Here is a 23081-nt window from a genome sequence, read left to right on the forward strand (position 1 = left end):
ACTAGGACTCGCGACGGCTCGCGGTCTTGGCCTCGAGGACCTGCTTGAGGCCCTTGAACCCGCCGCGCATCATCAGGTCGTGGTTGCCGCGCAGGAACGGCTTGGCGATCAGCACCAGGCGCCGCAACAGCACCTTGTTGACCACGACCTCCTGGTCGAACACCAGGTCCGTGCCGCCGTCCCTCCCGGTGATCTCCCAGCTGGCGTAGCCCTCGAGATCACCGGACAGCGTCGCGCGCAGGAGGCCGGCCTGCTGGTTGCGGATGCTGTGCTTCACCTGCACGACGAGGTCGAAGGGCAGGAACGAACGGCACCGGAGCTCGCCGCTCTCGTCGTCGATCTTCGTCGCTTTCCGGATCTCGGGCCACCACACCGGGTAGTTCGCGATGTCGGACAGCACCTCGTACACATCTGCCGGGGACGCGTCGACGTGCCACACGCTGCGGAAGCGATAGCGGTTGAGTGACACGGCCGCCATCATCCCGGATCGCTCGTCCCAGTGACAGCTTCCCAGCGAAACTCACAGACGACCGGGAATTCCTCACGGCGTGTACTGCGGCTCCAGCGAGACTCCAGCGCCCCACCAGGCCGCTCGTGTTCACTTGCCGAGCAGAGGAGGAAGCTCCGACGCCTGGAGGGCGCGCTCGTGGTGAGCAGGATCATCACCCTGCTGCCGACACCACCTCGTTTTCGAGCACCTGCTGCAAGAACTGCCCCGTGTAGCTCTTCTCGACCGCGGAGACCTGCTCGGGAGTGCCCTCCGCCACGACCATACCGCCGCCGGAGCCCCCTTCGGGACCCATGTCGACGACCCAGTCGGACGTCTTGATGACGTCGAGGTTGTGCTCGATGACGATGACGGTGTTCCCCTTGTCCACCAGGCCGTTGATCACGCCCAGCAGCTTGCGGATGTCCTCGAAGTGCAGACCCGTCGTGGGCTCGTCGAGGATGTAGACCGTCTTGCCCGTCGAGCGCTTCTGCAGCTCCGACGCGAGCTTCACGCGCTGCGCCTCACCACCGGACAGCGTCGGTGCCGGCTGGCCCAGCCGCACGTAGCCGAGACCCACGTCGACCAGCGTGCGCAGGTGGCGGTGGATCGCGTTGATCGGCTCGAAGAACGTGGCCGCTTCCTCGATCGGCATGTCGAGGACCTCGGAGATCGTCTTGCCCTTGTAGTGCACTTCGAGCGTCTCGCGGTTGTACCGCGCGCCCTTGCACACCTCGCAGGGGACGTAGACGTCCGGGAGGAAGTTCATCTCGATCTTGATGGTGCCGTCGCCGGCGCACGCCTCGCAGCGGCCGCCCTTGACGTTGAACGAGAAGCGGCCCGGCTGGTAGCCGCGGACCTTCGCCTCGGTGGTCGCCGCGAACAGCTTGCGGACGTGGTCGAACACACCGGTGTAGGTGGCCGGGTTCGACCGCGGGGTGCGGCCGATCGGCGACTGGTCGACCCGCACGAGCTTGTCGACCTCGTTCAGGCCGTTGATGCGGGTGTGTCGGCCGGGCACCTGGCGAGCGCCGTTGAGCTTGTTCGCGAGCACCGTGGCGAGGATGTCGTTGACCAGCGTCGACTTGCCCGAGCCGGACACGCCCGTGACCGAGGTCAGCGTGCCGAGGGGGAACGACACGTCGATGCCGCGCAGGTTGTGCTCGCGGGCGCCGACGACGGTGATCTGGCGCTTCTTGTCGATCTTGCGGCGCTTGGCGGGCATCGGGATCGACTTGCGGCCCGACAGGTAGGCGCCGGTGATCGACTCCTTGTTCGTCAGCAGCTTCTTGTACGGGCCGCTGTGCACGACCTTGCCGCCGTGCTCGCCCGCGCCGGGGCCGATGTCGACCACCCAGTCCGACGTGCGGATCGTGTCCTCGTCGTGCTCGACGACGATCAGCGTGTTGCCGAGGTCGCGCAGCCTCGTCAGGGTCTCGATGAGGCGGTGGTTGTCGCGCTGGTGCAGGCCGATCGACGGCTCGTCCAGCACGTACAGCACGCCGACCAGGCCCGAGCCGATCTGGGTGGCGAGCCGGATGCGCTGGGCCTCGCCGCCGGACAGCGTGCCGGACGCGCGGTCGAGCGAGAGGTAGTCGAGGCCGACGTCGAGCAGGAAGTGCAGGCGGGCCTGGATCTCCTTGAGCACCGCGCCCGCGATCATCGACTCGCGCTTGCCGAGCTTGAGGCCGTCGAGGAAGTCGGAGCACTCCGCGACGCTCATCGCGCAGACCTCGGCGATGGAGCGGTCGCCCTTCTTGCCGTGGTGCAGCGTGACGGCGAGGATCTCGGGCTTGAGGCGCGTGCCCTGACACGCGGGGCACGGGACCTCGCGCATGTAGCCCTCGTACTTCTCCCGCATGTACTCGGACTCGGTCTGCTCCTGGCGCCGTTCGAGGAACGGGATGACGCCCTCGTAGTTGGCGTAGTAGGAGCGCTCACGGCCGTAGCGGTTCTTGTAGCGGACGTGCACCTGCTCGTCGATGCCGTGCAGGATCGCCTTCTGCGCCTTGGCGGGCAGGTGCCGCCACTGCGTGTCCATCCGGTAGCCGATGGTCTCGCCGAGCGACTGCAGCAACCGCTGGAAGTACTCCGCGGTCTGCCCGCCCGCCCACGGCGCGATGGCGCCGTCGGCGAGGCTCAGCTCGTCGTCCGGGACCACGAGCTCCGGGTCGACCTCCTTGCGCACGCCGATGCCCGTGCAGACCACGCACGCGCCGTACGGCGAGTTGAAGGAGAACGACCGCGGCTCCAGGTCCTCGATGGCGAGCGGGTGGCCGTTGGGGCACGCCAGGTTCTCGGAAAAGCCCCTGATCCGCTTCGGGTCGGTCTCCGGGAGGTCGACGAACTCGAGCTCGACCAGACCGTCGGCGAGCCGCAGCGCCGTCTCGACCGAGTCGGTGAGGCGCTGCTTGGACGAGGCCTTGACGCTCAGGCGGTCGATGACGACCGCGATGTGGTGCTTCTCCTGCTTCTTGAGCTTGGGCACCTCGGCCAGCGCGTGGACGACACCGTCGACCTTCGCGCGCGAGTAGCCCTGCGTCTGCAGGTTCTGGAAGAGGTCGAGGTACTCGCCCTTGCGGCCGCGGATGACCGGCGCGAGCACCTGGAACTTGGTGCCCTGCTCCATCGCGAGCACCTGGTCGACGATCTCCTGCGGCGTCTGCTTGCCGATCGCCTCGCCGCACTGCGGGCAGTGCGGCTTGCCGGCGCGCGCGTAGAGCAGGCGCAGGTAGTCGTAGACCTCGGTGATCGTGCCGACGGTCGAGCGCGGGTTGCGGCTCGTGGACTTCTGGTCGATCGAGACCGCGGGCGAGAGACCCTCGATGAAGTCGACGTCGGGCTTGTCCATCTGCCCGAGGAACTGGCGTGCGTAGGCCGAGAGCGACTCGACGTAGCGGCGCTGCCCCTCGGCGAAGATCGTGTCGAAAGCCAGGCTCGACTTGCCGGAGCCGGACAGCCCCGTGAAGACGATCAGGCTGTCCCGCGGCAGGTCGATATCCACGCCGCGCAGGTTGTGCTCGCGGGCGCCGCGAACAACAAGACGGTCTGCCACTGGGGTCCCTTCGGCTGCGATTGGCGGGTCACTCACGCCACACTCTTCCGAACAAGCGTTCGAAGAGTACTAGCATCGGATTGGAGGCTGTGACCGACCCGCCGACCATGCTAGGGCGCACCCCTGACAGAAACGGTTCGGACAGCTGTCGCATTCCCCTGAGCTGGGTTTACTCCTAGGCTGGTCACTTCGATCAGAAGCCTCAACGTCGGGGAGAGGCAGCACATGACCTACACGCCGTCCACGCAGGACACGTCCGTACCGGCGCCGCGAGGGGTGCCGGACCGGCACATCAACGCCGTGCGCCAGGCGACGGACGTGCTCTACGAGACCGTCGAAGAGCTGGACGAGAGCGCCGTGCGCGGCGCCAGCCTGCTCCCCGGGTGGTCCCGCGGACACGTCATCACCCACCTCGCGCGCAACGCGGACGCCTTGGTGAACCTCCTCACCTGGGCACGCACCGGGGTGGAGCACCAGGCCTACACGTCGCGGACGGACCGCGACGCCGACATCGAGGAGGGTTCCCGCCGGAGCCTCCAGGTAATCAGGGCCGACCTCGACTCCGCGTGCCTGCGGTTCGACGCCGCGTGCCGCGAGATGCCGGCGCACGCCTGGCGTTCGGAGGTCAGCGCGCCCAAGGGCCAGGTGATCCCGGCGTCGACCGTGCCGCTGCTGCGGCTGCGCGAGATCTGGATCCACCTGGTCGACCTCGACGCCGGTGTCGGGTTCGGGGACCTGCCCGAGCAGTTCGTGGAGGAGTTCCTCGACGACGCCGTCCAGCAGTTCGAGGGCAGGGTCGAGCCGTTCGGAGTCGAGGTGACGCTGCCCGGTGGCGATCAGCGCAGCTGGGTGGTCAACGGCCCCGCCAGCCGCAGTTCGGTGAGCGGGTCCGCGAGCGCCGTCCTGGGGTGGCTGACCGGCAGGACCGACGGCGCCGACCTGCGCGGGGAGCTGCCGGAGCTGCCCGACTGGGTCTGAGTCAGCAGGCGGTACGCGGGCCGTTCGACGAACTTCGTCATCGCCCACCCGAGCACCAGGGCCGAGGTGACGAACCCGGCGAGGATCCACCAGGACCGCAGCCCGAAGGCGTGCATGCGGTCCATCACCACGGTGCCGATCTGCTGGTGGACCAGGTAGACCCCGTACGAGATGCCGGCGAGCCACGTGATCGGCTTGGCGATCGGGCTGAAGAACACCCAATCGGGTCCAGCGGCCGCCGCGCACACCATGAGCAGCAGGACACCGAAGCCGAGCGTCGACCCGTACTCGGTCGTGTGAACCGCCTGCGCGATCAGGGTCGCCGTGAGCAGCGCGGCCAGGTGCGGGGTCTTCAGCCTGTCCTTGTGCCACAGCCAGATGGCGATGCCGGCGGCGAACAACTGCGCCCTGTGCAGCGCGAACCCGTTGTAGATCACGAACAACGCGTGCGAGTGGTCCAGCAACGGGCGCAGCAGCAGGGGCGTGACGACGAGCGCCCACAGGAAGACGCGGAGCTTCGTCCCCCTCAGCACCTTCACCAGCGCGGCACCGGCGACGAAGGCCGCGATCTGCACCGGCACGGTCCAGTAGGCGAAGTCGACGATGTCGACGTCCGGGAACCACTGGTTGACCAGCAGCAGGTTGTAGACGACGTCCCTGCCGTCGAGCTGGCTCCACCCCGGCGGCGCGATCCACCTCTGCACCGCGTACGTCAGGAGAACCGCCGCCATGTAAGCGGGCAGCAGGCGCGCGAGTCTTCGCCACAGGAACCGCCCCGGTCTGCCGCTGTTCAGCGATGCGCAGGCGAAGAAGGCCGAGACGACCATCAGCGTGCTGGCGCCCATCGACATCGGGAACGTGAACGGCAGCGGCCCCAGTTCGGGGTGGCTGCTCACGCTGGTGAGAGTCGCGTGGTGGAGCAGCACGCACCCGATGGCGACGACGCGGAGGACGTCCCAGCTGATCCTGCGGGCCGTCCGGGGCTGCTGTCGTTGCGCTGGAATCACGAGAGGCGGGGACCCTGTCCGTTGGTGCGTTCGGAGTACTCGGGGTTCGAAGCTTGATCCTTACTTACCCTATGGGTGAGACCTGTATGCAACCTGAAGGTGTGCGTGCCGCCGCTTCGAGCGGCTACCGTCTGCCACCGTGGACGTACTCGAGAACTACACCGGTCATGTCGATCCGGAGGGCCCCGCGGCCCGCCGCACCCTCGACGCGCTGACCATCACCAAGATCTCCGTCGGCCCCATGGACAACAACGCCTACCTGCTGGTTTGCCGGTCCACGAACGAGGCGTTGCTGATCGACGCGGCCAACGACCACGAGCGTCTGGCCGACCTGCTGGCCCACAGCCCGGACCGCCCGCGCCTGCGCACGATCGTGACCACGCACCAGCACGCCGATCACTGGCAGGCACTCGAAGCCACGGCCGCGGCCCACGGCGCGAACACCGCCGCGCACGAACTGGACGCCCCCGTCCTCCCCGTCGCACCGGACGTCCTCCTGGACCACGGCGACACCATCAACGTGGGAGAAGTCCCGCTCTCGATCATCCACCTGCGCGGCCACACCCCGGGCTCCATCGCCGTCGTCTACGACGACCCGAACGGCCATCCGCACCTCTTCACCGGAGATTCACTCTTTCCGGGGGGTGTGGGCAAGACCACGTCCGCCGACAACTTCGCGTCGCTCATCAACGACGTGGAGGACCGCCTGTTCGCGGTGCTGCCCGACTCGACCTGGTTCTACCCGGGCCACGGCGACGACTCGACGCTCGGCGAGGAGCGTCCTTCGCTGGCGGAGTGGCGCTCGCGCGGCTGGTGAGCCTCGCCGGTCGGGGAGCCCGCCAGTCCGGGCTCCCCGACAACCTCGATGGTCGTCACCATGCTGTCGGGCCCTTGAAGTTTTCGGCATTTCGCGTGTTCAGCGGCATCCACGTGACGATGCGACAGCTGCGATCGTCAAATCCATCCGGCGAGGCTTCGGATTCCGGTTCGCCGCCATCGTGAGCGCGACCAAGGTGCCGTATCTGGCTGCTGCCTGGCCGTCGAAGGGCAGCGCCTCGAAGTCGACGATCGCCGCGCCGAGCTTCTCGGTGCGTGCAGCTCTGGATGCCGCGTCTTTGGCCATCGCCACACCCTGGTGCAACTCGGCCATCGCGACCGCCGTGAGCTCAGGAACCTCCGGCAGTCCTACCGGGTCCAGAAGGCCGAGGTCGGTCTAAGCGCACGTGTCGAGCACCCGGTTTCGGGGCGTTCAGCCACGGTTGCGCTCCCACGGCTCAACATCGCCAACGCGGTCCTCGTCGCCGAAGCACTTCTCGTCCTCATGACGCATGCGGAGGTGATCGACCTGGGGCAAGGTCCTGTGTCGTTCGACGAGTTCCTCGGCCGTCAACCGGCGGCGCTGGGGCAGCGGCCGGAGTTCGGCGACCTCAACCCCGTTCCGCGTCACGTGGTACGTCTCGCCCGCCTCCACCGCGTCCATGACCGCCGCAGAGCAGTTGCGAAACTCCCGCTGACTGATGAACTTCACACGCCAAGCCTAGACCCGCGTAGTAGCGACGCTACGTCGTGAGGCGCTCATGCGGCTGGTGGGATGAGACAGCCGGACGACCTGCGAAGTTCACTCGTCCGGCGGGCCATTCGCCCATCTTCCCCCAGCATGATCGAAGTGGGTTCGCGCCGTGCTGGGGAAGGGGCGATGCATGTCCTTTACACCGTTGGTCGCTTTGAAGAGCAAAATGGGCGAGTTCGATTCTTTGCTTCATCTCGACAAGCACGAGAATTCCACACCCAGAGTCGTAATCGAACTTCTCGACTCCGTGCGACCCGCAGGCCGCGGCGTCTTCCGGTCGCTGGTGGACGCCGCGGTGGAGCTGGCAGAACGAGGACGACCCGCGTGGATCGACCCGCATCTGCTCACTCCCGCCGGTGGGCTCGCGCAGTGCGCCGGCGGCCCGTTCGAACACCTCGACAACTGCATCGAAAACGCGCTGCAGGACAAGTGCGGGCTCCTCGTCCCGGATGTCCCGGCCCTGATCCCGGTGGTTCCGGCCTCGGCAGCCGACGGCGAACTGAGGACGATAGCGCTGCTCCAGGAACACCGGCCTCGGGAAGTCGTAGTCCGCTTCCGCGACCTCGGTGTCGACCGGCCCGTGGACCGCCTCCGCCACATCGCGAGCCTGACGCGCCTCGGCGACCAGGCGATGCACGCCGTCATCGACCTGGGGCACGTGCAGAACGTCGACCAGCGGCAGGTCGAGTCGGCCGTGGTGCTCGCCAGGGCACTGACCGATCACCTGGGGCCGGCCTCGACGACGCTGCTCGCCGGGTCGATCCCCGACACCAGGCACGGGTACACCACCACCGTCCGGGACCGGCCCGAGGTCCGGCTCTGGCGCGAACTCGTGGCCGGGGTGAGCGAAGCGCAGATCCACTACGGCGACTACGGCGTCGTTCACCCGCGGCCGTCCGCTGCCGGCGGCACCGGTGGCCGCCTCCCCAACCCGTACTTCGTCTACACCGTGCCCGGCAACGTGATCACGCTGCGGCGCCGGCTCGTCAGGGAGTCCGGGAAGGTGGCGGAGGGAGCAGCCGGCGAGGCGTTCTCCGACATCGCCGACGAGCTCGTGGCCAGGCAGGAGTTCGCCGGCACCGGCTACTCGTGGGGTGACCGCGAACTGGCCGCGTGCCGGCGCGGAGGCAACAGGACCGCGGGCTCCGTCGCGCGCTGGATCGCGATGGCCACGTCGCACCACATCGCGCACCTGACTCGACGCGTGCCGGACGAGCTGTGACCAGTCAGCCGGCGAGCGCGTCGAGCAGGTCCAGGTACCCGGTGGTCGTGCGCCACAACGCGTCCGAATACGGTGTGAGCTTGCCGGGGCTCCACCGGTGATCCGTGTAGGCCTGGTTCTCCCGCCGCAACGCCCGGAGGCTCACCGCGAGCTCGTCCTCGACCCGCTTGCGCAGCTCCTCGGCGGACGGCGCGGCGGACCGCACCAGCTCCGCCGTGCCGTCGCTGACCGCCACGAGCGCTTCCTCGTTGACGCCGTCCGCCGCGCTCCAGATCAGCGCGGGCCGCTCGATGCGGTGGTTCCACACGGGTGCGTCCCCGGATCGCCACCGGGCGTCGAACGGGTTGCGCGACAGCCGCGTCGAGTTCGCCCAGTGCTCGGCGCCGACCGGCTCGCTCAGCCACGGCACCTCGTCCACCGGCAGGTCGGCGACCAGCGCAACCTGGATGGTCTCGACGTCGCGCGGCACGTCGAGCAGATCGCCGAAGACCCACAGCTCGACCACCTGGAACCGGAAGAACGAGGCCGGCAGGTCGCCGCACTTCTCGGCGAGCTCAGCCAGGTGGTGCACAGCGCGAGTCCATTTCACGGGGTGGATCATGCCTGAAGTGCGGGAGGCGCTCGCGCGCCTGGACGTCGTGGAGCCCACCCTGTGCGCGTTCCACGAGGTCTTCCGCTCACCGGATCTCGACGTCGACCCGTCGCTGCCGTTCGCCGGGATGCCGATCGCGGTCAAGCGCGGCGAGCGGCGAAGCCACCGCGAAGCGTTGGTGGCCAAAGGGTGCATCCCGATCGGACTCACCACCACGCCCGATGGCAGCACTCCTTGGCAGACGTGGGGCCGTAACTCTCGTGGCGTCACACGCAACCCGTGGAACCTCGATCGCACACCGGGTGGGTCGTCGGCGGGATCGGCGGTCGCGGTGGCGTCGGGTGTCGTGCCGCTGGCCACGGGCGTCGACGGCGCGGGCTCGATCCGCGTGCCGGCGGCGTGGTGCGGCGTGTACGGCTTGAAGACGACCTCTTCGGAACGGGCCGCGGTGGGTGTGTTCGTGCGCGATCCGGCCCTGCTCATGACCTACCTGGACCTCGACGAGGTCAGCTCCCCCACGGCCGTCTGGTCGGCGGACCTGGGCTTCGCCGACGTGGACGACGAGCAGGCCGAGATCGCCTGGAGGGCCGCTGCTCCCCTGAGCCCGCGTCCGGTCGACCTGCGGCTCCCGGACCCCGCCGACGACTGGTTCGCCCACCGCTGCGGCCCCAACCCCGTGCTGGACGAGCTGTTCCAGACCGCGGACCTGTTGCTCACCCCGACGACGCCCGGTCCGCCGCACGGGCACGACGGGCCGGGCTCGCGCATCAACACCGCGCTGACCTGGACGTTCAACCTCAGCGGTCACCCGGCGATCAGCATCCCGGCCGGGTTCGACGCCGAAGGCCTGCCGGTGGGACTGCAGGCCGTGGCGAGGCACGGCCGCGAGGTGGACCTGGTCGCCGCCGCCCGCCTGATCGCTAGGCCGCCACGGCTCGGATGGACCTGAGCGCCGACGCCCACGCCACCAGTTCGTCGAGCATCACGTGCAGCGTGTCGTGGTGCTGCGGCTCCCCCTCCAGATCGCCACCGCCGAACGCGACCTGTGTGCGCACGGTGGCCACCTTCAGTTCGGCCAGCACGAGCCGTAGCTGCTCAACGGCGCGCAAGCCGCCGGAGCCGCCGACGCCCACGAACCCGGCCGCCTTGTCGTTCCACTCCGCGTACAGGTAGTCGATGGCGTTCTTCAGCACCGCGGGGAACGAATGGTTGTACTCGGGCGTGATGAACACGAAGCCGTCGTACGACGCGATGCGCGACGCCCACTCCCGCGTGTGCTCGTGCTGGTACTGACCGACGATGGCGGGCATCGGTTCGTCGAGCATCGGTAGGTCCACTTCGGCCAAGTCGATGAGGTCGAACGTGGCGTCGGCACGGCTGTTGGCGACTTTCAGGACCCACTGCGCCACGGCTTCGGAACGACGGCCGGGACGCGTGCTCCCCAGAACCACTGCGATTCGCATGACCGCCAAAGTACAACGGCCATGGCAATTAGTGCAACGATCGTTGTACTAGAATCGGGTCATGCGACCGGACAAGCGGCAGGCAGTCCTGCGCGGGGCGTTGAGCGTGTTCGCCCGTGACGGCTACTCGCGGGCGAGCATCGACGCCATCGCGAAGGAGTCGGAGGTGTCGACACGCACGCTCTACAACCACTTCGCGGACAAGGCCGACCTCTTCCGCCAGGTGATCCAGGCCAGCGCGGGCGATGCGGCGCGCGACCAGATCGCGATCATCGAGCGGCACTTCCACAAGGTCACGGACCTGCAGGAGGACCTGACGGCGTTCGGGAGGGCCATGAGCGCCCAGCAGGGTCACGCCGAGCACTTCGCGCTCGTGCGGCAGATCAACGCCGAGCTCGCCCACATCCCGGCCGAGGCGATCGAGGCGTGGCAGGAGACCGGGCCGCGGAAGGTGCGGCGGGAGCTGGCGTCGCGATTGGAGGCACTCGGGTTCCGGGACCCGCGGAGAGCCGCCGTGCACCTCATGGTGCTCACGATGACCGGCGACCCCAGCATCAGCGGGTCACGTCCGGACGACGAGGACATCGCCGCCGGCGTTCGCGTGCTCCTGCACGGGCACGACGTCGAGGGCAACCGTCAGCGCAAGGACGCCGGAGCCCGTCGGTAGCCTCATGCCGCATGGAGGTCGTGATCTACACCGACGGCGCGTGCAGCCCCAACCCCGGTCCGGGTGGCTGGGGTGCCGTGTTGCGCTACGGCGCGCACGAGAAGGACATGTACGGCGGTGACATCGGCCCGACGACGAACAACCGCATGGAACTGATGGCGCCCATCATGGCGCTGGAGAGCCTTACGCGCGCATCCACCGTGAAGCTCTACACGGACAGCACGTATGTCCGTAACGGCATCACCTCCTGGGTGCACGGCTGGAAGGCGAACGGCTGGCTCACGAAGGCCCGGGAGCCGGTCAAGAACGCCGACCTGTGGCGCCGCCTGGAAGAAGCCGCGAACAGGCACGACGTCGAGTGGCACTGGGTCAAGGGCCACGCGGGTCACCCCGAGAACGAACGCGCCGACCGCCTGGCCGTGCGCGGCGTGGAGGAGGTGACGGGCCGTGAAGTCGCGCAGCCCCAGGCGAAACCGAAGAAGGCGGCCAAGCCGAAGCAGCCGCGTGAACTGAGCGGCGAACCGTGCGGCACGCCGACGAAGAAGGGCACGCCGTGCCCGATCACCGCGGGTGCGAACGGCCTGTGCCACATCCACGACCCGGCGTTGCAGTGCGGTGCCCTCACGAAGAAGGGCACGCCCTGCACCATCGCGACCGGTGGCGGCCGCTGCGAGCACCACCAGCACGCGCTCGAACTGTTCTCGTGACACGGACCAGCGTCGGGCCGAGGGCCTGACCGCGGCTCAGCGCAGCACCTTCGCCAGCCGCGCCATGCCTTCGCGGATCTCCTCCGGGGTGGTGCTGGTGAACGACATCCGGAACGTCGCGCGGTCCGGCGTGGTGGCGAAGAAGGGTGCCCCCGGCACGAAAGCGACGTCGTGCTTCAACGCCTCCTTGAGCAACACGGCGCTGTCGACGTCACCCGGCAGCCTCAGCCAGACGAACATGCCACCGTCCGGATCGCTCCACGTGGTGCCGTCAGGAACGGTGGAAGGCAACGCGGCGACCATCGCGTCACGGCGCGCACCGTACTCCACGCACAAACGGGCGACGTGGGCGTCGAGATCGGTGTGCGCCAGGTAGGACGCCGCGGCGGCCTGGTCCACTGTGGACGTGTGCAGGTCGGCGGCCTGCTTCACGATCACCAACGTGCGCAGCAGCTCCGCGGGCGCGCGGAGCCATCCCAGACGCATCCCGGGGGCACCGATCTTCGAGAAGCTGCCCAGGTAGACGGTCCTGTCGCTGATCGACGCCAGCGAGGCCACCGCGGAGCCCCGGTAGCGGAGCTCGCCGTACGGGTCGTCCTCCACCAGCCACACCGAGTTCTCGGCGGCGATCTCCGCGATCTCGGCCCGGCGCGCGGCCGGGAGCGTGCGGCCGGTCGGGTTCGCGAACGTCGGCACGAGGTACAGCAGTGCCGGCTTCTCCCCGGCCACGACCTCGCGCAACGAGGCGGGGTCGAGGCCGTCGGCGTCGCTCGCGACGGGCACGATCCGGGCGCCCGCCATCTGGAAGCACTGCAACGCCGCCAGGTACGTCGGTTCCTCGACCGCCGGCGGACGCGGATTTTCTGTCGGTGGCCGTGGCCAGCGTGGACACATGGACATCGAGACGCGTGCCGGGCAGCCCTGCGCCACGGTCAAGGCCACCGTGACGCCGGAGACGTCCGCCGAGATCGCCGACCGCTTCCCCGAGGTCATGCGGTGGCTGGCCGATCGCGAGCTGCCGGTCACCGGAGCGCCGTTCCTGCGCTACTTACGCGTCTCCACCGAGGAGTTCGAGGTGGAGGCGGGGATTCCGGCGGTCGCGGAGGTGCCCGGCGACGGCGAGGTGTTCACGGCGACGCTGCCCGCGGGCCAGTACCTGATCGCGCTGCACGAGGGCGGTCCCGAGGGCCTGGCCGCCGTCACGGACGGGCTCCTCGCCCACGCCGTCCGGTTCGACCGCGAGGGCGACAGGTGGGGCGCGCGCCTCGAGACGCACTTCACCGACCCCGCGGTGGAGCCCGATCCGGCCAAGTGGGCCACGGAGGTGGCGATCCGCCTCGCGGACTGACTGGACCGTATATTCCGATCGAGCTATATTGCTGGCATGGCATCTACGTTCGCCGTGCTGGCGGATCCGAGTCGCCGGGAGATCCTCGACCTGCTGCGGGAACGCGAGCAGCCGGTCGGCGACCTCGTCGACAGGCTGACGCTCGCCCAGCCGACCGTGTCGAAGCACCTCAAGGTGCTGCGCGAGGCCGGCCTGGTCGAGGTGCGCACCGACGCCCAGAAGCGCTGGTACCGGGTGTCCCCCGGTCCCCTGGCGGAGATCGACGCCTGGCTCGCGCCGTACCGGCGGATGTGGGAGACGAGCCTCGACGCACTGGAACGACGACTCGACGAGATCGAAGGGGACTGACCCGTGGACGCCGAACTGCGGATGATCGAGGGCAAGCCCGTCCTGCGCTTCGAGCGCAGGCTGCGGCACTCGCCGGAGAAGGTCTGGCGGGTCGTCACCGATCCGGCCGAGATGAAGCACTGGTTCCCCGCCGAGGTCGAGGTCGACGGCACGAGGATGCGCTTCACGTTCCCGGACGAGGCCCCGGTGGACTCCGACGGCGGCGAGGGCGAACTGCTGGAGTCGGACCCGCCGAAGGTGTTCGCGTTCCGCTGGCTGACCGACGTGCTCCGCTTCGAGATCCTGCCGCGGGACGAGGGCTGCCTGCTGGTCTTCACCGCCGTGGTCACGAACAAGCTGACCGTCGGCCGCGACGCACCCGGCTGGACCACCTGCCTCGACGCCCTGGTCGCGCACGCCGACGGCGCGGAGTTCGAGCCACCGGCCGAGTGGCTGTCGCGCATCGAGCACTACGTCAGGGAGTTCGGCCTCGACGAGGGCACGGACGAACCCGAAGGCGTCCGCTTCACGCGAGACCTGGTGTGGACGCCGCTGGAGGACGTCTGGCGACTGCTCACCGAAGGCACCGACGACGCCGTGCCGACCCGCGCCGCACATCCCGGCCTCACGCCGGGCAGGGTCACGAGGTCCGAAGCACCTCGCCTGCTGGAGTACGAGTGGCTCCAGGACGGCGAGCCGAAGGGCGTGGTGCGCTGGGAGTTCGACCACGTGCCGCTGCAGGGCACCATGGTCACGCTCGTGCAGGAGAACGCGCACGGCCCCGAAGCACTCGCGGCCTGGCACGTGCACCTGGAACTGTTCTTCGCGGCCACGCAGGGCGAGATCCGCTGCCCGTGGCCCACCGACCGCGAGGAGGAACTGGCCAAGCGCTACGCCGAGCGCTGACTCACGCGTACCGCACCCGGTCCACCAGGAAGCGCCAGTCGGGCGGGCACCGGCGCCCGAACCGGCGTGCGCTCGCTTGCTCGTACTCGAGCACGGCCCGGCGCCGGGTCCGCGGATCCGGCGTCAGGTCCTCGAGGTCATCGATGTCAGCGGCCGTGAGCTTGACGTCGGTGACCCTGGCCGCGTCGAGCTTGGCGACGGACCACCAGGAGGACGCCGCCGCGTAGTCGTAGCGCAACGCGCGGAACCTCTCCTCCGCCACCAGGAGGTCGCGGACCGCGCTCGCCTTCTCGCGGCTGCCGAGGGACAGTTCGGCACGGACGTGGTGCGCCCGTGCGACCACCTCCGGGTACGCGTTGGCGGCGATGACCTGGGTGACGAACTCCCTGCCGTCGTTGTACTTGCGAGCGGCGTGGCACAAGCGCGCACGCAGCACCATCAGCCAGTGGTACCACTCTCCGCCGGGCGTGAGCAGCACCTCAGCCGACCGCGCCTTCGACACCGCCAGGGCGAGGTTCGCCCGGTCACCGGTCAGGTGGTGGCGCGCCAGCCACCACTCCGCGCCCAACGAGGCGCACAGGCCGACCTCCTCGCTCGCGCGGCCCGAGATCGCGGAGAACCGGTCGATCGCCTGCAGCAGCAGGTGCTCGCTCTTGCGCAGGTAGAAGTCCCGGTCGAACGCAACGCCCTCGCCCGCCATGCGCAGGAAAACCGTTGCGTGGCACAGGGTTCCGCGTGCCGCCGTGTAGAGGTCGCGGTACTTCTCCGCGATCCTCGTGCCGTCCTCGGCAGCAGCGGCGGCGCGGACCAGCCGGTGCTCGCGCAGCAGGTACCACGCCTGCCCCTCGACGAGGATCTTGGCCTCCAGGGCACCTTCACCGCGCAGGCGTTCGGTCGCGGACAAGGTGCGCAGGCACATCTCGGAGGTGCGCCGCACCAGGTCCACGTCGCCGTGCGCCTTGGCGGCCCCCACCACCGAGTCGAACGACCGCGCGAGCTCGATGTCCCCCGCCCCGAGCTCGACCAGCCGCTCGACCAGCACCAGCGCCGCCGGCTCGGCGGGATCGAGGTCTTCCAGGTCCCGCAACATCTCCCGCACGTTGCGCGATGCGGCGAAGGGTTCCACGCTCACCGTCACACCACCTTCCACGGCCTCCGCGCCCGTGAGCGCGTTCACCAGCTCCTCGAGCCCGGCCCCTGTGTCCGGGTCGAAGGTGTGGATCACCAGCGACTGCAGCACCGCGGGCAGCCGGTTCTTGTCGAACCCCGCCGGCACGACCGGCACGACACCGCACCGGTAGGCCTCGCCGTGGTGGTAGAGCTTGTGCCGCAGGAGTCTCGCCTCGTACCGGACGCCCTTGCGCTCAAGGAAGTCGTTGGACTCCAACGCCCTCAGGTAGTCCGGTGACACGACGACGATCACCGTGCGGTCGCGGAAGCCTTCCTCCATCCACGACGGGATGGACAGCGGCGCGGCGGCGGGCAGGTCGTCGTCCCACCACACGTCGAAACTCAGTCGCCGCAAGGAAGCCGCCAGCGCCGAGGCGGCACGAGCGCCGTCGCTGTGGCTGTAGCTGATGAAGAGGCCGGTCATGGCGGGCTCCTTGCGGGCTGGGTGACCTCAGGCCACCGATCACTTCGGATCGGTGAGGCGAGGCCATTTGAGCCGGAATGGCCCGCATGGCGGCAGTCAGGACCGGTGGAACGCCATAGGCTGATGACTGCGTTGTCTGCTCGCCTCACTTTGCGCGGTGCGGTCGGGTAAGCGGCGTTGCCTTTGGACGGGTGCCTGTTGCCGCAGACACCCGTCCAACTTCGAACTGGTCAACCTCCCAGGTGTTCGAGCCGCTCGTCGATGACGCGTGGGGTTTCACTGGCGGGTAGGGCGAACTTCTCCAGCTGGAAGAAGTACGTGAGGTACTCGCGCACGACCTCCGAGTCGTCCTGGACCCGCGACGGCCGGTACAACTCTTCGAGGAACAACGAAAAGTCGTTCTCGTCCTCGTTGATCTCAAGGATGGAGAACGACCCCTTCATGGCCGGATGCATTCCAACCGAGAAGGGCACGATCTGAACGGAGATCTGTTCGGTCGCGGCCAGCTTCTTGATCTGCTGGAGCTGCATGCGCATGATCTCAACGCTGCCGATCACTCGGTGCAGCGCCGACTCGTCGAGGATGAAGAACATCTCCGGGCCGTTGGCCCCGATCAGGGCCTGACGGTGCATGCGAATGTCGACGCCGCGTTCGACCGCGTCTTGAGCTTCACCGCCCGCGGTGACGATCGCGGTCGCGTACTCCCGGGTCTGCAACATGCCCGGGATCAGCGAGGTCTGCACGTACCGGCACCGGATCGCGACTGACTCGAGTTCGATGAACTGCGCGAACCCCTTGGGCAGACCGCGGTACTTCGCCATCCAGGCAGGCCGCTTGGTCGCACGGGCCAGGTCCACCAGTTCGTCGACACGAGCCGGCTCGGTGATGCCGTAGTGGAGCAACAACGCTCTCAAATCCGTGACCGAGATACCGCTCTTGCCCTGCTCGATGCGGATGACCTTGGAGGTGGACCACTCGAGCGCTTCCGCGACGGAGTCCTGGGTGAACCGCCGGGCTTCTCGAGCCTGCCTCAGCTCACTCAGTAGCTTGCGCTGCTGCGCAACGGGATTGCCCTTACCAGACAAGGCGCAGGTCCCCCTCGGTCACAGACAGGACGGAACCGCCTGGCACCATTGTGCCACCTGGCATGATGCGGGTACATAGAAGGACTGCAGGCAATTTGTGCATCTTCAAAATGCTAGCGCGCAGCCATTCATTAAGCCGATTGGGGGGGTGCCCATGTCAGAAGATACAGCCGAACGGGTTAAAGACCGTCAAACGGGTGACGTGAATGTGACGAAGGCAGACCAAGCGCTCGAAGAGAACCGCAGACGTGGTCCTGACTGGTCCTTCGCGTCACGAACAAGAACGATCTTCTGACACTCCACGGCGATCTCGATGCAGGCATCGCCGCCACTGCTGCTGTAGGAGCTTCGAATCCACCTGAGCTCTGCCGCCATCGTCGCTCCCATCGCACGTGGGGTCCCCGACCGAACCCACCGTCCCGGCCCGGCCCACCCGCGTGCACCCCGGGAGGGCGGCGGAGGGAAAGCCTCCAACCCGACGAGGCCACAACTGAGAATAAGGTCATGAAGTCGTTTATCAACACCGCCAGAGGTACGCCACCACAAGGGAAAGAGGACAAATCAAGGACAGCACCGACCCGGACTCGGTGACATGGCGTGGAATCAGAGCGTGGCGAACCGGTCGACGCCCACACCGCTGATCAGCAGGCGTTCCTTGCGGTTGCCCGTCAACCGCGCCGTCCAGTCGACGAAGCCGCCGTCGCCGATCTCCACCCCGTCGCGGAACACCTTGAAGCACAAGCCCTTGTAGTACTCGGTCCGCCGCGAAGGATCGGCCGGCAGATCACCGCGCAGCACCTCAAACCGCGGGTCCAGCACCGTCACGCGCACCTCGACGTCACCGCACGCCTCGCGCAGGAACGCCACGTGCTCGGCGAAGTGCTCGCGCTCGAAGGCAAGGGAGCCCCGGTCACGACCGGCGGACACCGCGGCGAACAACGTGAAGTGCGCGGACCTCCCGGCGCCTTCGAACAACTGCGCCCGCACCACGCGCTGCACGGCGGCCAGCCGCACGTCGTCGGGGCCGGATCGGCGGCGCAGCGCGGCTTCCAGGGCGAGCGCGTTGGTCGGGTCGGCTGCCACCTCGGTGCCGCGCACGGTCGACACGACGTTGTTCTGGTCCATCAGCGCGACGGCCGAGCAGGCACCGAGCGGCGCTAACGGAGCCAGGCCCAGCACCGAGAACGACGGAGGCAAAGCGGCCAGGAGGCGGTCCTCGGCGGCGCGCAGCACGGCGAACGGGACTTCTGCGGGTGCGACGAAGCGGTCGGAACGGTACTGGCGCAGCACATCCGGGCCGGACAACGCGCGCGCACGGCGTTGCATCAGAGCGAGGAGCAAAGTCGTGAGGTCGCTTCCCGGCAGCGCGGCCAGCCGGGACAACGCTTCCTCGCCGCCCAGCGACCGCAGCACTCGCGTCAACGCACTCATGGTCACCATGATCCGCACTCGGGCCAGCGGATTACCCGGTTAGGGTGGGGATGGTGAACGAGGGCGAACTGTGGGGCCGCCGAGCCGCTCAGCGGGCTGCGCTCGGCGCGACGATGTCGATGCCCGCCTGGAAGACCGCGATCGAACGCACCGGCATCACCACGGGCACCATGGTGCTCGACCTGGCGTGCGGCAGCGGCGAGTTCTGCGCCGCCGCGACCGAGGCGGGCGCCGAGGCGACCGGGATCGACCTCTCGCCGGCCATGCTGGCCGTGGCGCGGCGGGCGAGCACCGCCGAGTTCCTCGAGCTGCCGCTGGGGAAGCTGCCGTGGCCGGACGGCACGTTCGATGTCGTGACGGCGTTCAACGCGCTGTTCTTCGCGGATGACCCCGACGAGGCGTTCGAGGAGGCGGTCAGGGTCAGCAAGGACTTCGTGGTGGTCTGCGGCTGGCACCCGGACCTGCCGAGCGACCTGCTGGTCGTCGGGCGGGCCGTGCGGGGACCTGGCGGCCGGAGGACGCCGAGGCTGCCGGAACCGCAGGAGGAACTCACGATCGACATTCCTCTGGCACATCCCGACGAGGCCACGATGGTGCGCAGCTTCCTGAGCGTGGGCAGCTATCAGCGCATCATCGAGCGCGAGGGTGAGGAAGAAGTCGCGGAGAAGATCAAGGCCGCCGCCGAACCGTACCGAACCCCGGACGGTCACCGGTTCTCGAACAAGTACCTGATGTCGCTCTTCCGCAAAGGTCAGGCGGCGAGCACCTAGTAGCCCGCCGTGGTGAGCGCGGCGGGGCCCGGACGGGCGCTGATCAGGCCCGCGGTGGTCAGGCGCAGGCCGGCGAACTGGTCGGCGCAGCACAGGCCGTCGACGAGCAGGGAACTGCCGCTGATCTCGCAACGGCCCTCGGCCACTGCTCTCAGAACTGCGCGGTCGCGATGTGTGAGCGATGAGTCGGTCATCTTCTTCTCCTAGCGGTGCAACGTCTACTTATTGATACGTCGAAGGAGAAGGATTCGGTTCGACATCATCGTCGGAGAATTCCGCGCGCACGCCCAAAAGACGGACCGCGCGGCCGTGTTCGAAGCGGTCCAGCACGACCAGAGCGGCGGCGGTCAGCTCGTCCGCGGACGACGTCGGCGCCGGCAGCTTCATCAGGCGCACCTTCGTGAAGAACGGCACGAACCGCACCTTCACGCCCACGCGCACGGCCGGGCGTCCCTCGGCGACCACGTCGGCCGCCACTTGGCGGGCCAGCGCCACGACCTCGCGCCGGATGTCCTCCAACGAGCTGAGGTCCTGCTGGAACGTCTTCTCGTGCGAACGCGACTTCACGACCCACGGCGTCGCGCTCACCTCCGTGTCGCCCGCGCCCAGGGCGACGGTCCGGTAGTAGGGCCCCATCCGCGGGCCGAAGCGGGAGGCCAGCACGTCCGGCGACGCGGCGGCCAGGTCCGACACGGTGACCAGCCCCAGCTCGGCCAGCTTGCGCTCGGTCTTCGCGCCGATCCCCCACAGCGCGGACGTCGGCCGGTGCCCCATCACCCCGGCCCAGTTCTCGCGGGTCAGCCGGTACACACCCGCGGGCTTGCCGAACTCGGTCGCGATCTTGGCGCGCAGCTTGTTGTCGCCGATGCCGACCGAGCAGTGCAGGCCGGTGGACTCCAGGACGGCCGCCTGCAGCGACCGGGCCAGCTCGACGGGGTCGTCGACCGAGGCGCCGACGAACGCCTCGTCCCACCCCACCACCTCGACGACGACCGGGAACGACCGCAGCACGGCCATCACCTCCGCCGACGCGGCCTCGTACAGGGCGTGGTCGGCGGGCAGGAACACGGCGTCCGGCAGCTTCTTGAACGCCGTCCGCAACGGCAGGCCGGAGCGCACGCCGAACGCGCGCGCCTCGTAGGAGGCGGTGGCCACGACCGCGCGCTCGGTCGGGTCGCCGTTGCCGCCGACGACCACCGGCTTGCCGCGCAACGACGGATCGCGCAACACCTCGACCGCCGCGATGAACTGGTCGAGGTCCACGTGCAGGACCCAGTCCGCCATGCTGGACAGTATGAAACGGTCGGCCGGAATCCTGCTGTTCAGACGAACCACCCGGCTGGAGGTGCTGCTGGGGCACATGGGCGGCCCGTTCTGGGCCCGCAAGGACGCCGGGGCGTGGTCCGTGCCGAAGGGCGAGTACACCGACGACGAGACGCCCGAACAGGCCGCGCGGCGCGAGTTCGCGGAGGAGCTCGGGCTGCCGGTGCCGGAGGGCGAGCTGATCCCGCTCGGCGAGGCCAAGGGGTCCGGCAAGACCATCACGGTGTGGGCGCTCGAGGGCGACCTCGACCCCGACGCCGTCACCCCCGGCACGTTCGAGATGGAGTGGCCGCCGAAGTCGGGGCGGAAGAAGACCTTCCCCGAGGTCGACCGCGTGCAGTGGTTCAGCGTGGAGGAGGCGAGCGCGAAGATCGTCTCCGCGCAACGCCCCTTCCTCGAACGGCTCACGGCCAGATGGAGGCGACCCACTCCGGGTGGTCGATGAACGGGTTGCGGTTGCGCTGGTAGCTGTCGTGGATGACCTGGTTGCGCCGCTTCTCGAACGCGTCCGGCGGATCCTGCTGGCTCCACTGCTTCAACACCGAGAGCTTGCCCATGTATGGCGCCGTGCCGTTGGAGACGGAGTTGTTCATCTCCAGGTTCACGTAGCCGTCATTGCCCTCGTAGCGCACGGCCATGTAGAAGATCATGCGCGCGACGTCGCCCTTCACGGCGTTGCGCGGCTCGAACGAGTCGCCGTCGGCGTAGCTGCCGGGGGCCTCGCTCACCGCGGACCCGCCGATGTCGAAGTCGAGGTTGCCGCGGGCGGCGTTGACGGACACGTCCTCCGGCCGCAGGTGGTGGATGTCCGTACCGGGACCGGTGGTGGTGCCGAAGTCACCGTGCGACTTCGCCCAGACGTGCTCGCGGTTCCAGTCGTCGGCGTTGCCGCCGTTGGTGGACTTCGCCTGCGAACGGCCGCTGTACAGCAGGATCACGTTGTTCGCGTTGGCCGGGTCCTGGTCGGTGACCTTCAGCGCGTCCCAGACCTGGTCGTAGCTGAGCTTGGTCTGGTTGCGGATGATCGAGTTCAACGCCGACTTGAGCGCCGCGCCGGACTTGCCGCAGGCCGCGGTGTAGTAGGCCTCGCAGGCCGAGGACCCCGTGGTGGTGGTCGTCGGCGGAGTGGTCGTGCCGGTCGGCGGGGTGGTCGTGCCGGCGAACGCGAACGCCGTCGACGAGGTCAGGCCGGCGTGCGAGAAGTACGCGCTCAGCGTGCCGGTCACGTCGATCTGCCTGCCCAGCAGTGACGGGTTGGTGCGCAGGCCCCACGAGGCGCGGAACGCCGACGGGATCTGCACGTAGATCATGTTCGACGTGCTGGTCGTGGACGCCGAGTCGGCCAGCGCGAGCGCGTAGTCGTTCGGGTAACCCGAACGTATGACCGTGGTGGTGGCCGTGGGCTGGCCGACGACGTACCCGCGGACCGTCGCGGACGAAGCGTTCTGCTGACTGATCGCCTGGGCGACAGTGAGCGGGGCTGCTGCGACAGCGGCGGTCGACCCGTACAGGCCGACCGCCGCCAGCAAACCGACGACTAGAGCAAGTGGACTCCACCGTGCCATGAGCACTCCCCGATCGTGTGGATGTTGCGCACACGATCGGTGTACATGGTCAACGGATGGTTAACGAGTGGTCACGGCACCAGGACGACCTTGCCCGTCGTCCGCCCCGACTCGACGAGCTCGTGCGCCTTCGCGGCCTCCGCCAGCGGCACCACGTGGTCGATCTCCACCCTGAGCTGCGGCAACGCGGCGAGATCAGCACCGGACGCCGTCACGCTGAGGAACAGCTCGAACCGGATTCCGAGCTCCGCAGCTCGGTCAACGTCAAAACCCGGGTTGCCGGGAATGATCGACACGAGCACCCCGCCGGGCTTCAGGACGCGGGCGGACCGCTCGGCGTACTCACCGCCGATCGTGTCGAGCACGACGTCGACCGGCTCGATCTCGGTGAAGTCCCGCGTGCGGTAGTCGACGACCTCGTCCACGCCGAGCCAGCGCAGGAAGTCGTGCTTGGCCGCCGACGCCGTGCCGATCACGTGCGCACCCCGGGCCTTGGCGATCTGCACGGCGAGGTGCCCGACACCGCCGGCAGCCGCGTGGACCAGCACGCGCTGGCCGGCGGAGACGCCACCGCGTCCGACGAGTGCCTGCCACGCCGTCAGCGCCGCCATCGGCGCCGCGCCCGCCTGCTCGACGGTCAGCCAGGACGGCCGCCGCACCAGGTTCGAGGCCGCGACCACGACGTACTCGGCATAGCCACCTCCCGTGCCGGGGAAGTCGAGGAGCGCGTAGACCTCGTCCCCCTCGGCGAACCCCTCACCGGCCTGCGCGACGGTGCCCGCCACGTCCCAGCCCAGCGTGAACGGCGGCTCCCCGAGCGCGGGAAACCCTCCGGAACGGATGTAGGTGTCGACCGGGTTGACGCCCGCCGCACCCACTCTGACCAGCACCTGGCCGGGCCCCGGCGCGGGCTTTGCGGCCTCGGCGACCTCCAGCACCGACGCATCGCCGACCGACTTCTGCGTGATGACTCGCATGATGATC

25 protein-coding genes and 2 pseudogenes are annotated in these 23081 nt (G+C 68.7%); 11 read left to right on the plus strand and 16 right to left on the minus strand.

Features of this window, described 5'->3' with window-relative positions:
• Position 1 precedes the first annotated feature (1 nt).
• A complete protein-coding gene (locus L6E10_RS24940; protein WP_236221962.1) occupies positions 2-469 on the minus strand; it encodes an SRPBCC family protein in 468 nt (155 codons plus the stop codon).
• Between the two features lie 193 nt (positions 470-662).
• Positions 663-3542: an excinuclease ABC subunit UvrA gene (gene uvrA, locus L6E10_RS24945; protein ID WP_236221963.1), complete on the minus strand. Its 2880-nt coding sequence runs from the start codon at positions 3540-3542 to the stop codon at positions 663-665.
• Between the two features lie 225 nt (positions 3543-3767).
• On the opposite strand from uvrA, the gene L6E10_RS24950 reads away from it, so the two are divergent.
• Positions 3768-4520, plus strand: a complete 753-nt coding sequence (locus L6E10_RS24950) for a maleylpyruvate isomerase family mycothiol-dependent enzyme (RefSeq protein ID WP_236221964.1) — start codon at positions 3768-3770, stop codon at positions 4518-4520.
• A gap of 47 nt (positions 4521-4567) precedes the next feature.
• Here the strand turns inward: L6E10_RS24950 and L6E10_RS24955 are convergent.
• Positions 4568-5527 (minus strand): annotated as a pseudogene (locus L6E10_RS24955) (acyltransferase family protein); the annotation flags it as partial.
• A gap of 139 nt (positions 5528-5666) precedes the next feature.
• Between L6E10_RS24955 and L6E10_RS24960 the strand changes: the two are divergent.
• Positions 5667-6344, plus strand: coding sequence for an MBL fold metallo-hydrolase (locus L6E10_RS24960; RefSeq protein ID WP_236221965.1), 678 nt, complete (start codon positions 5667-5669; stop codon positions 6342-6344).
• Positions 6345-6443: 99 nt separating this feature from the next.
• On the opposite strand, the gene L6E10_RS24965 is transcribed toward L6E10_RS24960, so the two are convergent.
• Positions 6444-6677 (minus strand): hypothetical protein, encoded by a 234-nt coding sequence (locus tag L6E10_RS24965; RefSeq protein WP_236221966.1) that lies wholly within the window; start codon positions 6675-6677, stop codon positions 6444-6446.
• Positions 6678-6776: 99 nt separating this feature from the next.
• Positions 6777-7055 carry a type II toxin-antitoxin system Phd/YefM family antitoxin gene (locus L6E10_RS24970; RefSeq protein WP_236221967.1) on the minus strand — a complete coding sequence of 93 codons (279 nt, stop codon included), beginning with the start codon at positions 7053-7055 and terminating at the stop codon, positions 6777-6779.
• A 208-nt stretch (positions 7056-7263) separates the two neighbouring features.
• Between L6E10_RS24970 and L6E10_RS24975 the strand changes: the two genes are divergently transcribed.
• The gene (locus tag L6E10_RS24975) at positions 7264-8319 is read left to right on the plus strand and encodes a beta family protein (RefSeq protein WP_236221968.1); all 1056 of its coding nucleotides are present in this window, start codon (positions 7264-7266) and stop codon (positions 8317-8319) included.
• Between the two features lie 4 nt (positions 8320-8323).
• On the opposite strand, the gene L6E10_RS24980 is transcribed toward L6E10_RS24975, so the two are convergent.
• On the minus strand, positions 8324-8908 hold the full coding sequence (locus L6E10_RS24980; protein ID WP_236221969.1) for a hypothetical protein: 585 nt from the start codon (positions 8906-8908) through the stop codon (positions 8324-8326).
• 10 nt (positions 8909-8918) lie between these two features.
• On the opposite strand from L6E10_RS24980, the gene L6E10_RS40435 reads away from it, so the two are divergent.
• Positions 8919-9860 (plus strand): amidase, encoded by a 942-nt coding sequence (locus tag L6E10_RS40435; RefSeq protein ID WP_275676989.1) that lies wholly within the window; start codon positions 8919-8921, stop codon positions 9858-9860.
• Here L6E10_RS40435 and L6E10_RS24995 read toward each other — a convergent pair.
• Complete coding sequence (locus tag L6E10_RS24995; RefSeq protein ID WP_236221970.1) at positions 9832-10374, minus strand: NADPH-dependent FMN reductase; 543 nt, start codon at positions 10372-10374, stop codon at positions 9832-9834. The genes L6E10_RS40435 and L6E10_RS24995 overlap by 29 nt on opposite strands.
• A 61-nt stretch (positions 10375-10435) precedes the next feature.
• Between L6E10_RS24995 and L6E10_RS25000 the strand changes: the two genes are divergently transcribed.
• Both L6E10_RS25000 and rnhA read left to right on the plus strand, forming a co-directional pair.
• On the plus strand, positions 10436-11041 hold the full coding sequence (locus tag L6E10_RS25000) for a TetR/AcrR family transcriptional regulator (protein ID WP_236221971.1): 606 nt from the start codon (positions 10436-10438) through the stop codon (positions 11039-11041).
• An 11-nt stretch (positions 11042-11052) separates the two neighbouring features.
• A pseudogene (rnhA, locus tag L6E10_RS25005) lies at positions 11053-11490 on the plus strand (ribonuclease HI); the annotation flags it as partial.
• Between the two features lie 294 nt (positions 11491-11784).
• Here rnhA and L6E10_RS25010 read toward each other — a convergent pair.
• The gene (locus L6E10_RS25010) at positions 11785-12741 is read right to left on the minus strand and encodes a PLP-dependent aminotransferase family protein (protein WP_374237471.1); all 957 of its coding nucleotides are present in this window, start codon (positions 12739-12741) and stop codon (positions 11785-11787) included.
• Here L6E10_RS25010 and L6E10_RS25015 point away from each other — a divergent pair.
• The 3 genes from L6E10_RS25015 to L6E10_RS25025 are packed head-to-tail and all read left to right on the plus strand — an operon-like array spanning position 12641 to position 14329.
• Positions 12641-13096: a GyrI-like domain-containing protein gene (locus tag L6E10_RS25015; RefSeq protein WP_236221973.1), complete on the plus strand. Its 456-nt coding sequence runs from the start codon at positions 12641-12643 to the stop codon at positions 13094-13096. The two genes, L6E10_RS25010 and L6E10_RS25015, sit on opposite strands and share 101 nt — an antisense overlap.
• A gap of 36 nt (positions 13097-13132) precedes the next feature.
• Positions 13133-13444, plus strand: a complete 312-nt coding sequence (locus tag L6E10_RS25020) for a helix-turn-helix transcriptional regulator (protein ID WP_090096078.1) — start codon at positions 13133-13135, stop codon at positions 13442-13444.
• Between the two features lie 3 nt (positions 13445-13447).
• Complete coding sequence (locus L6E10_RS25025; protein ID WP_236221974.1) at positions 13448-14329, plus strand: SRPBCC domain-containing protein; 882 nt, start codon at positions 13448-13450, stop codon at positions 14327-14329.
• 1 nt (position 14330) lies between these two features.
• Here the strand turns inward: L6E10_RS25025 and L6E10_RS25030 are convergent, their stop codons facing one another.
• From L6E10_RS25030 to L6E10_RS25045, 4 genes are all read right to left on the minus strand, one after another.
• The gene (locus tag L6E10_RS25030) at positions 14331-15923 is read right to left on the minus strand and encodes a TIR domain-containing protein (RefSeq protein WP_236221975.1); all 1593 of its coding nucleotides are present in this window, start codon (positions 15921-15923) and stop codon (positions 14331-14333) included.
• Between the two features lie 230 nt (positions 15924-16153).
• On the minus strand, positions 16154-17008 hold the full coding sequence (locus tag L6E10_RS25035; RefSeq protein ID WP_236221976.1) for a helix-turn-helix transcriptional regulator: 855 nt from the start codon (positions 17006-17008) through the stop codon (positions 16154-16156).
• A gap of 189 nt (positions 17009-17197) precedes the next feature.
• On the minus strand, positions 17198-17395 hold the full coding sequence (locus tag L6E10_RS25040; RefSeq protein WP_308102873.1) for a DUF397 domain-containing protein: 198 nt from the start codon (positions 17393-17395) through the stop codon (positions 17198-17200).
• A 216-nt stretch (positions 17396-17611) separates the two neighbouring features.
• Positions 17612-18439, minus strand: coding sequence for a hypothetical protein (locus L6E10_RS25045; protein WP_236221978.1), 828 nt, complete (start codon positions 18437-18439; stop codon positions 17612-17614).
• A gap of 53 nt (positions 18440-18492) precedes the next feature.
• On the opposite strand from L6E10_RS25045, the gene L6E10_RS25050 reads away from it, so the two are divergent.
• The gene (locus L6E10_RS25050) at positions 18493-19209 is read left to right on the plus strand and encodes a class I SAM-dependent methyltransferase (protein WP_236221979.1); all 717 of its coding nucleotides are present in this window, start codon (positions 18493-18495) and stop codon (positions 19207-19209) included.
• On the opposite strand, the gene L6E10_RS25055 is transcribed toward L6E10_RS25050, so the two are convergent.
• A complete protein-coding gene (locus L6E10_RS25055) occupies positions 19206-19403 on the minus strand; it encodes a hypothetical protein (protein ID WP_236221980.1) in 198 nt (65 codons plus the stop codon). The two genes, L6E10_RS25050 and L6E10_RS25055, sit on opposite strands and share 4 nt — an antisense overlap.
• Before the next feature lie 28 nt (positions 19404-19431).
• Entirely contained in the window at positions 19432-20493 is a 1062-nt protein-coding gene (locus L6E10_RS25060) for a DNA polymerase IV (protein WP_236221982.1), read from the minus strand.
• Between the two features lie 10 nt (positions 20494-20503).
• Between L6E10_RS25060 and L6E10_RS25065 the strand changes: the two genes are divergently transcribed.
• Positions 20504-20977: an NUDIX domain-containing protein gene (locus L6E10_RS25065; RefSeq protein WP_236221985.1), complete on the plus strand. Its 474-nt coding sequence runs from the start codon at positions 20504-20506 to the stop codon at positions 20975-20977.
• Here the strand turns inward: L6E10_RS25065 and L6E10_RS41250 are convergent.
• Both L6E10_RS41250 and L6E10_RS25080 read right to left on the minus strand, forming a co-directional pair.
• Positions 20937-22097, minus strand: coding sequence for an endonuclease (locus tag L6E10_RS41250; RefSeq protein ID WP_374237478.1), 1161 nt, complete (start codon positions 22095-22097; stop codon positions 20937-20939). The genes L6E10_RS25065 and L6E10_RS41250 overlap by 41 nt on opposite strands.
• A 71-nt stretch (positions 22098-22168) precedes the next feature.
• Positions 22169-23074 (minus strand): NADP-dependent oxidoreductase, encoded by a 906-nt coding sequence (locus tag L6E10_RS25080; RefSeq protein WP_236221986.1) that lies wholly within the window; start codon positions 23072-23074, stop codon positions 22169-22171.
• Positions 23075-23081 lie beyond the last annotated feature (7 nt).

The organism is Lentzea sp. CC55, assembly GCF_021056325.1.
Classification (GTDB): domain Bacteria; phylum Actinomycetota; class Actinomycetes; order Mycobacteriales; family Pseudonocardiaceae; genus Lentzea; species Lentzea jiangxiensis.

Excerpts from the sequence above, each read along its gene's own strand:
- L6E10_RS24950 (WP_236221964.1), top strand. The coding sequence starts at position 3,768 with ATGACCTACACGCCGTCCACGCAGGACACGTCCGTACCGGCGCCGCGA.
- L6E10_RS24965 (WP_236221966.1), bottom strand. The coding sequence starts at position 6,677 with ATGGCCGAGTTGCACCAGGGTGTGGCGATGGCCAAAGACGCGGCATCC.
- L6E10_RS24975 (WP_236221968.1), top strand. The coding sequence starts at position 7,264 with ATGGGCGAGTTCGATTCTTTGCTTCATCTCGACAAGCACGAGAATTCC.
- L6E10_RS40435 (WP_275676989.1), top strand. The coding sequence starts at position 8,919 with ATGCCTGAAGTGCGGGAGGCGCTCGCGCGCCTGGACGTCGTGGAGCCC.
- L6E10_RS24995 (WP_236221970.1), bottom strand. The coding sequence starts at position 10,374 with ATGCGAATCGCAGTGGTTCTGGGGAGCACGCGTCCCGGCCGTCGTTCC.
- L6E10_RS25000 (WP_236221971.1), top strand. The coding sequence starts at position 10,436 with ATGCGACCGGACAAGCGGCAGGCAGTCCTGCGCGGGGCGTTGAGCGTG.
- L6E10_RS25015 (WP_236221973.1), top strand. The coding sequence starts at position 12,641 with ATGGACATCGAGACGCGTGCCGGGCAGCCCTGCGCCACGGTCAAGGCC.
- L6E10_RS25010 (WP_374237471.1), bottom strand. The coding sequence starts at position 12,741 with ATGACCTCGGGGAAGCGGTCGGCGATCTCGGCGGACGTCTCCGGCGTC.
- L6E10_RS25020 (WP_090096078.1), top strand. The coding sequence starts at position 13,133 with ATGGCATCTACGTTCGCCGTGCTGGCGGATCCGAGTCGCCGGGAGATC.
- L6E10_RS25030 (WP_236221975.1), bottom strand. The coding sequence starts at position 15,923 with ATGACCGGCCTCTTCATCAGCTACAGCCACAGCGACGGCGCTCGTGCC.
- L6E10_RS25040 (WP_308102873.1), bottom strand. The coding sequence starts at position 17,395 with ATGGGAGCGACGATGGCGGCAGAGCTCAGGTGGATTCGAAGCTCCTAC.
- L6E10_RS25045 (WP_236221978.1), bottom strand. The coding sequence starts at position 18,439 with ATGAGTGCGTTGACGCGAGTGCTGCGGTCGCTGGGCGGCGAGGAAGCG.
- L6E10_RS25055 (WP_236221980.1), bottom strand. The coding sequence starts at position 19,403 with ATGACCGACTCATCGCTCACACATCGCGACCGCGCAGTTCTGAGAGCA.
- L6E10_RS25060 (WP_236221982.1), bottom strand. The coding sequence starts at position 20,493 with ATGGCGGACTGGGTCCTGCACGTGGACCTCGACCAGTTCATCGCGGCG.
- L6E10_RS25065 (WP_236221985.1), top strand. The coding sequence starts at position 20,504 with ATGAAACGGTCGGCCGGAATCCTGCTGTTCAGACGAACCACCCGGCTG.
- L6E10_RS41250 (WP_374237478.1), bottom strand. The coding sequence starts at position 22,097 with ATGGCACGGTGGAGTCCACTTGCTCTAGTCGTCGGTTTGCTGGCGGCG.
- L6E10_RS25080 (WP_236221986.1), bottom strand. The coding sequence starts at position 23,074 with ATGCGAGTCATCACGCAGAAGTCGGTCGGCGATGCGTCGGTGCTGGAG.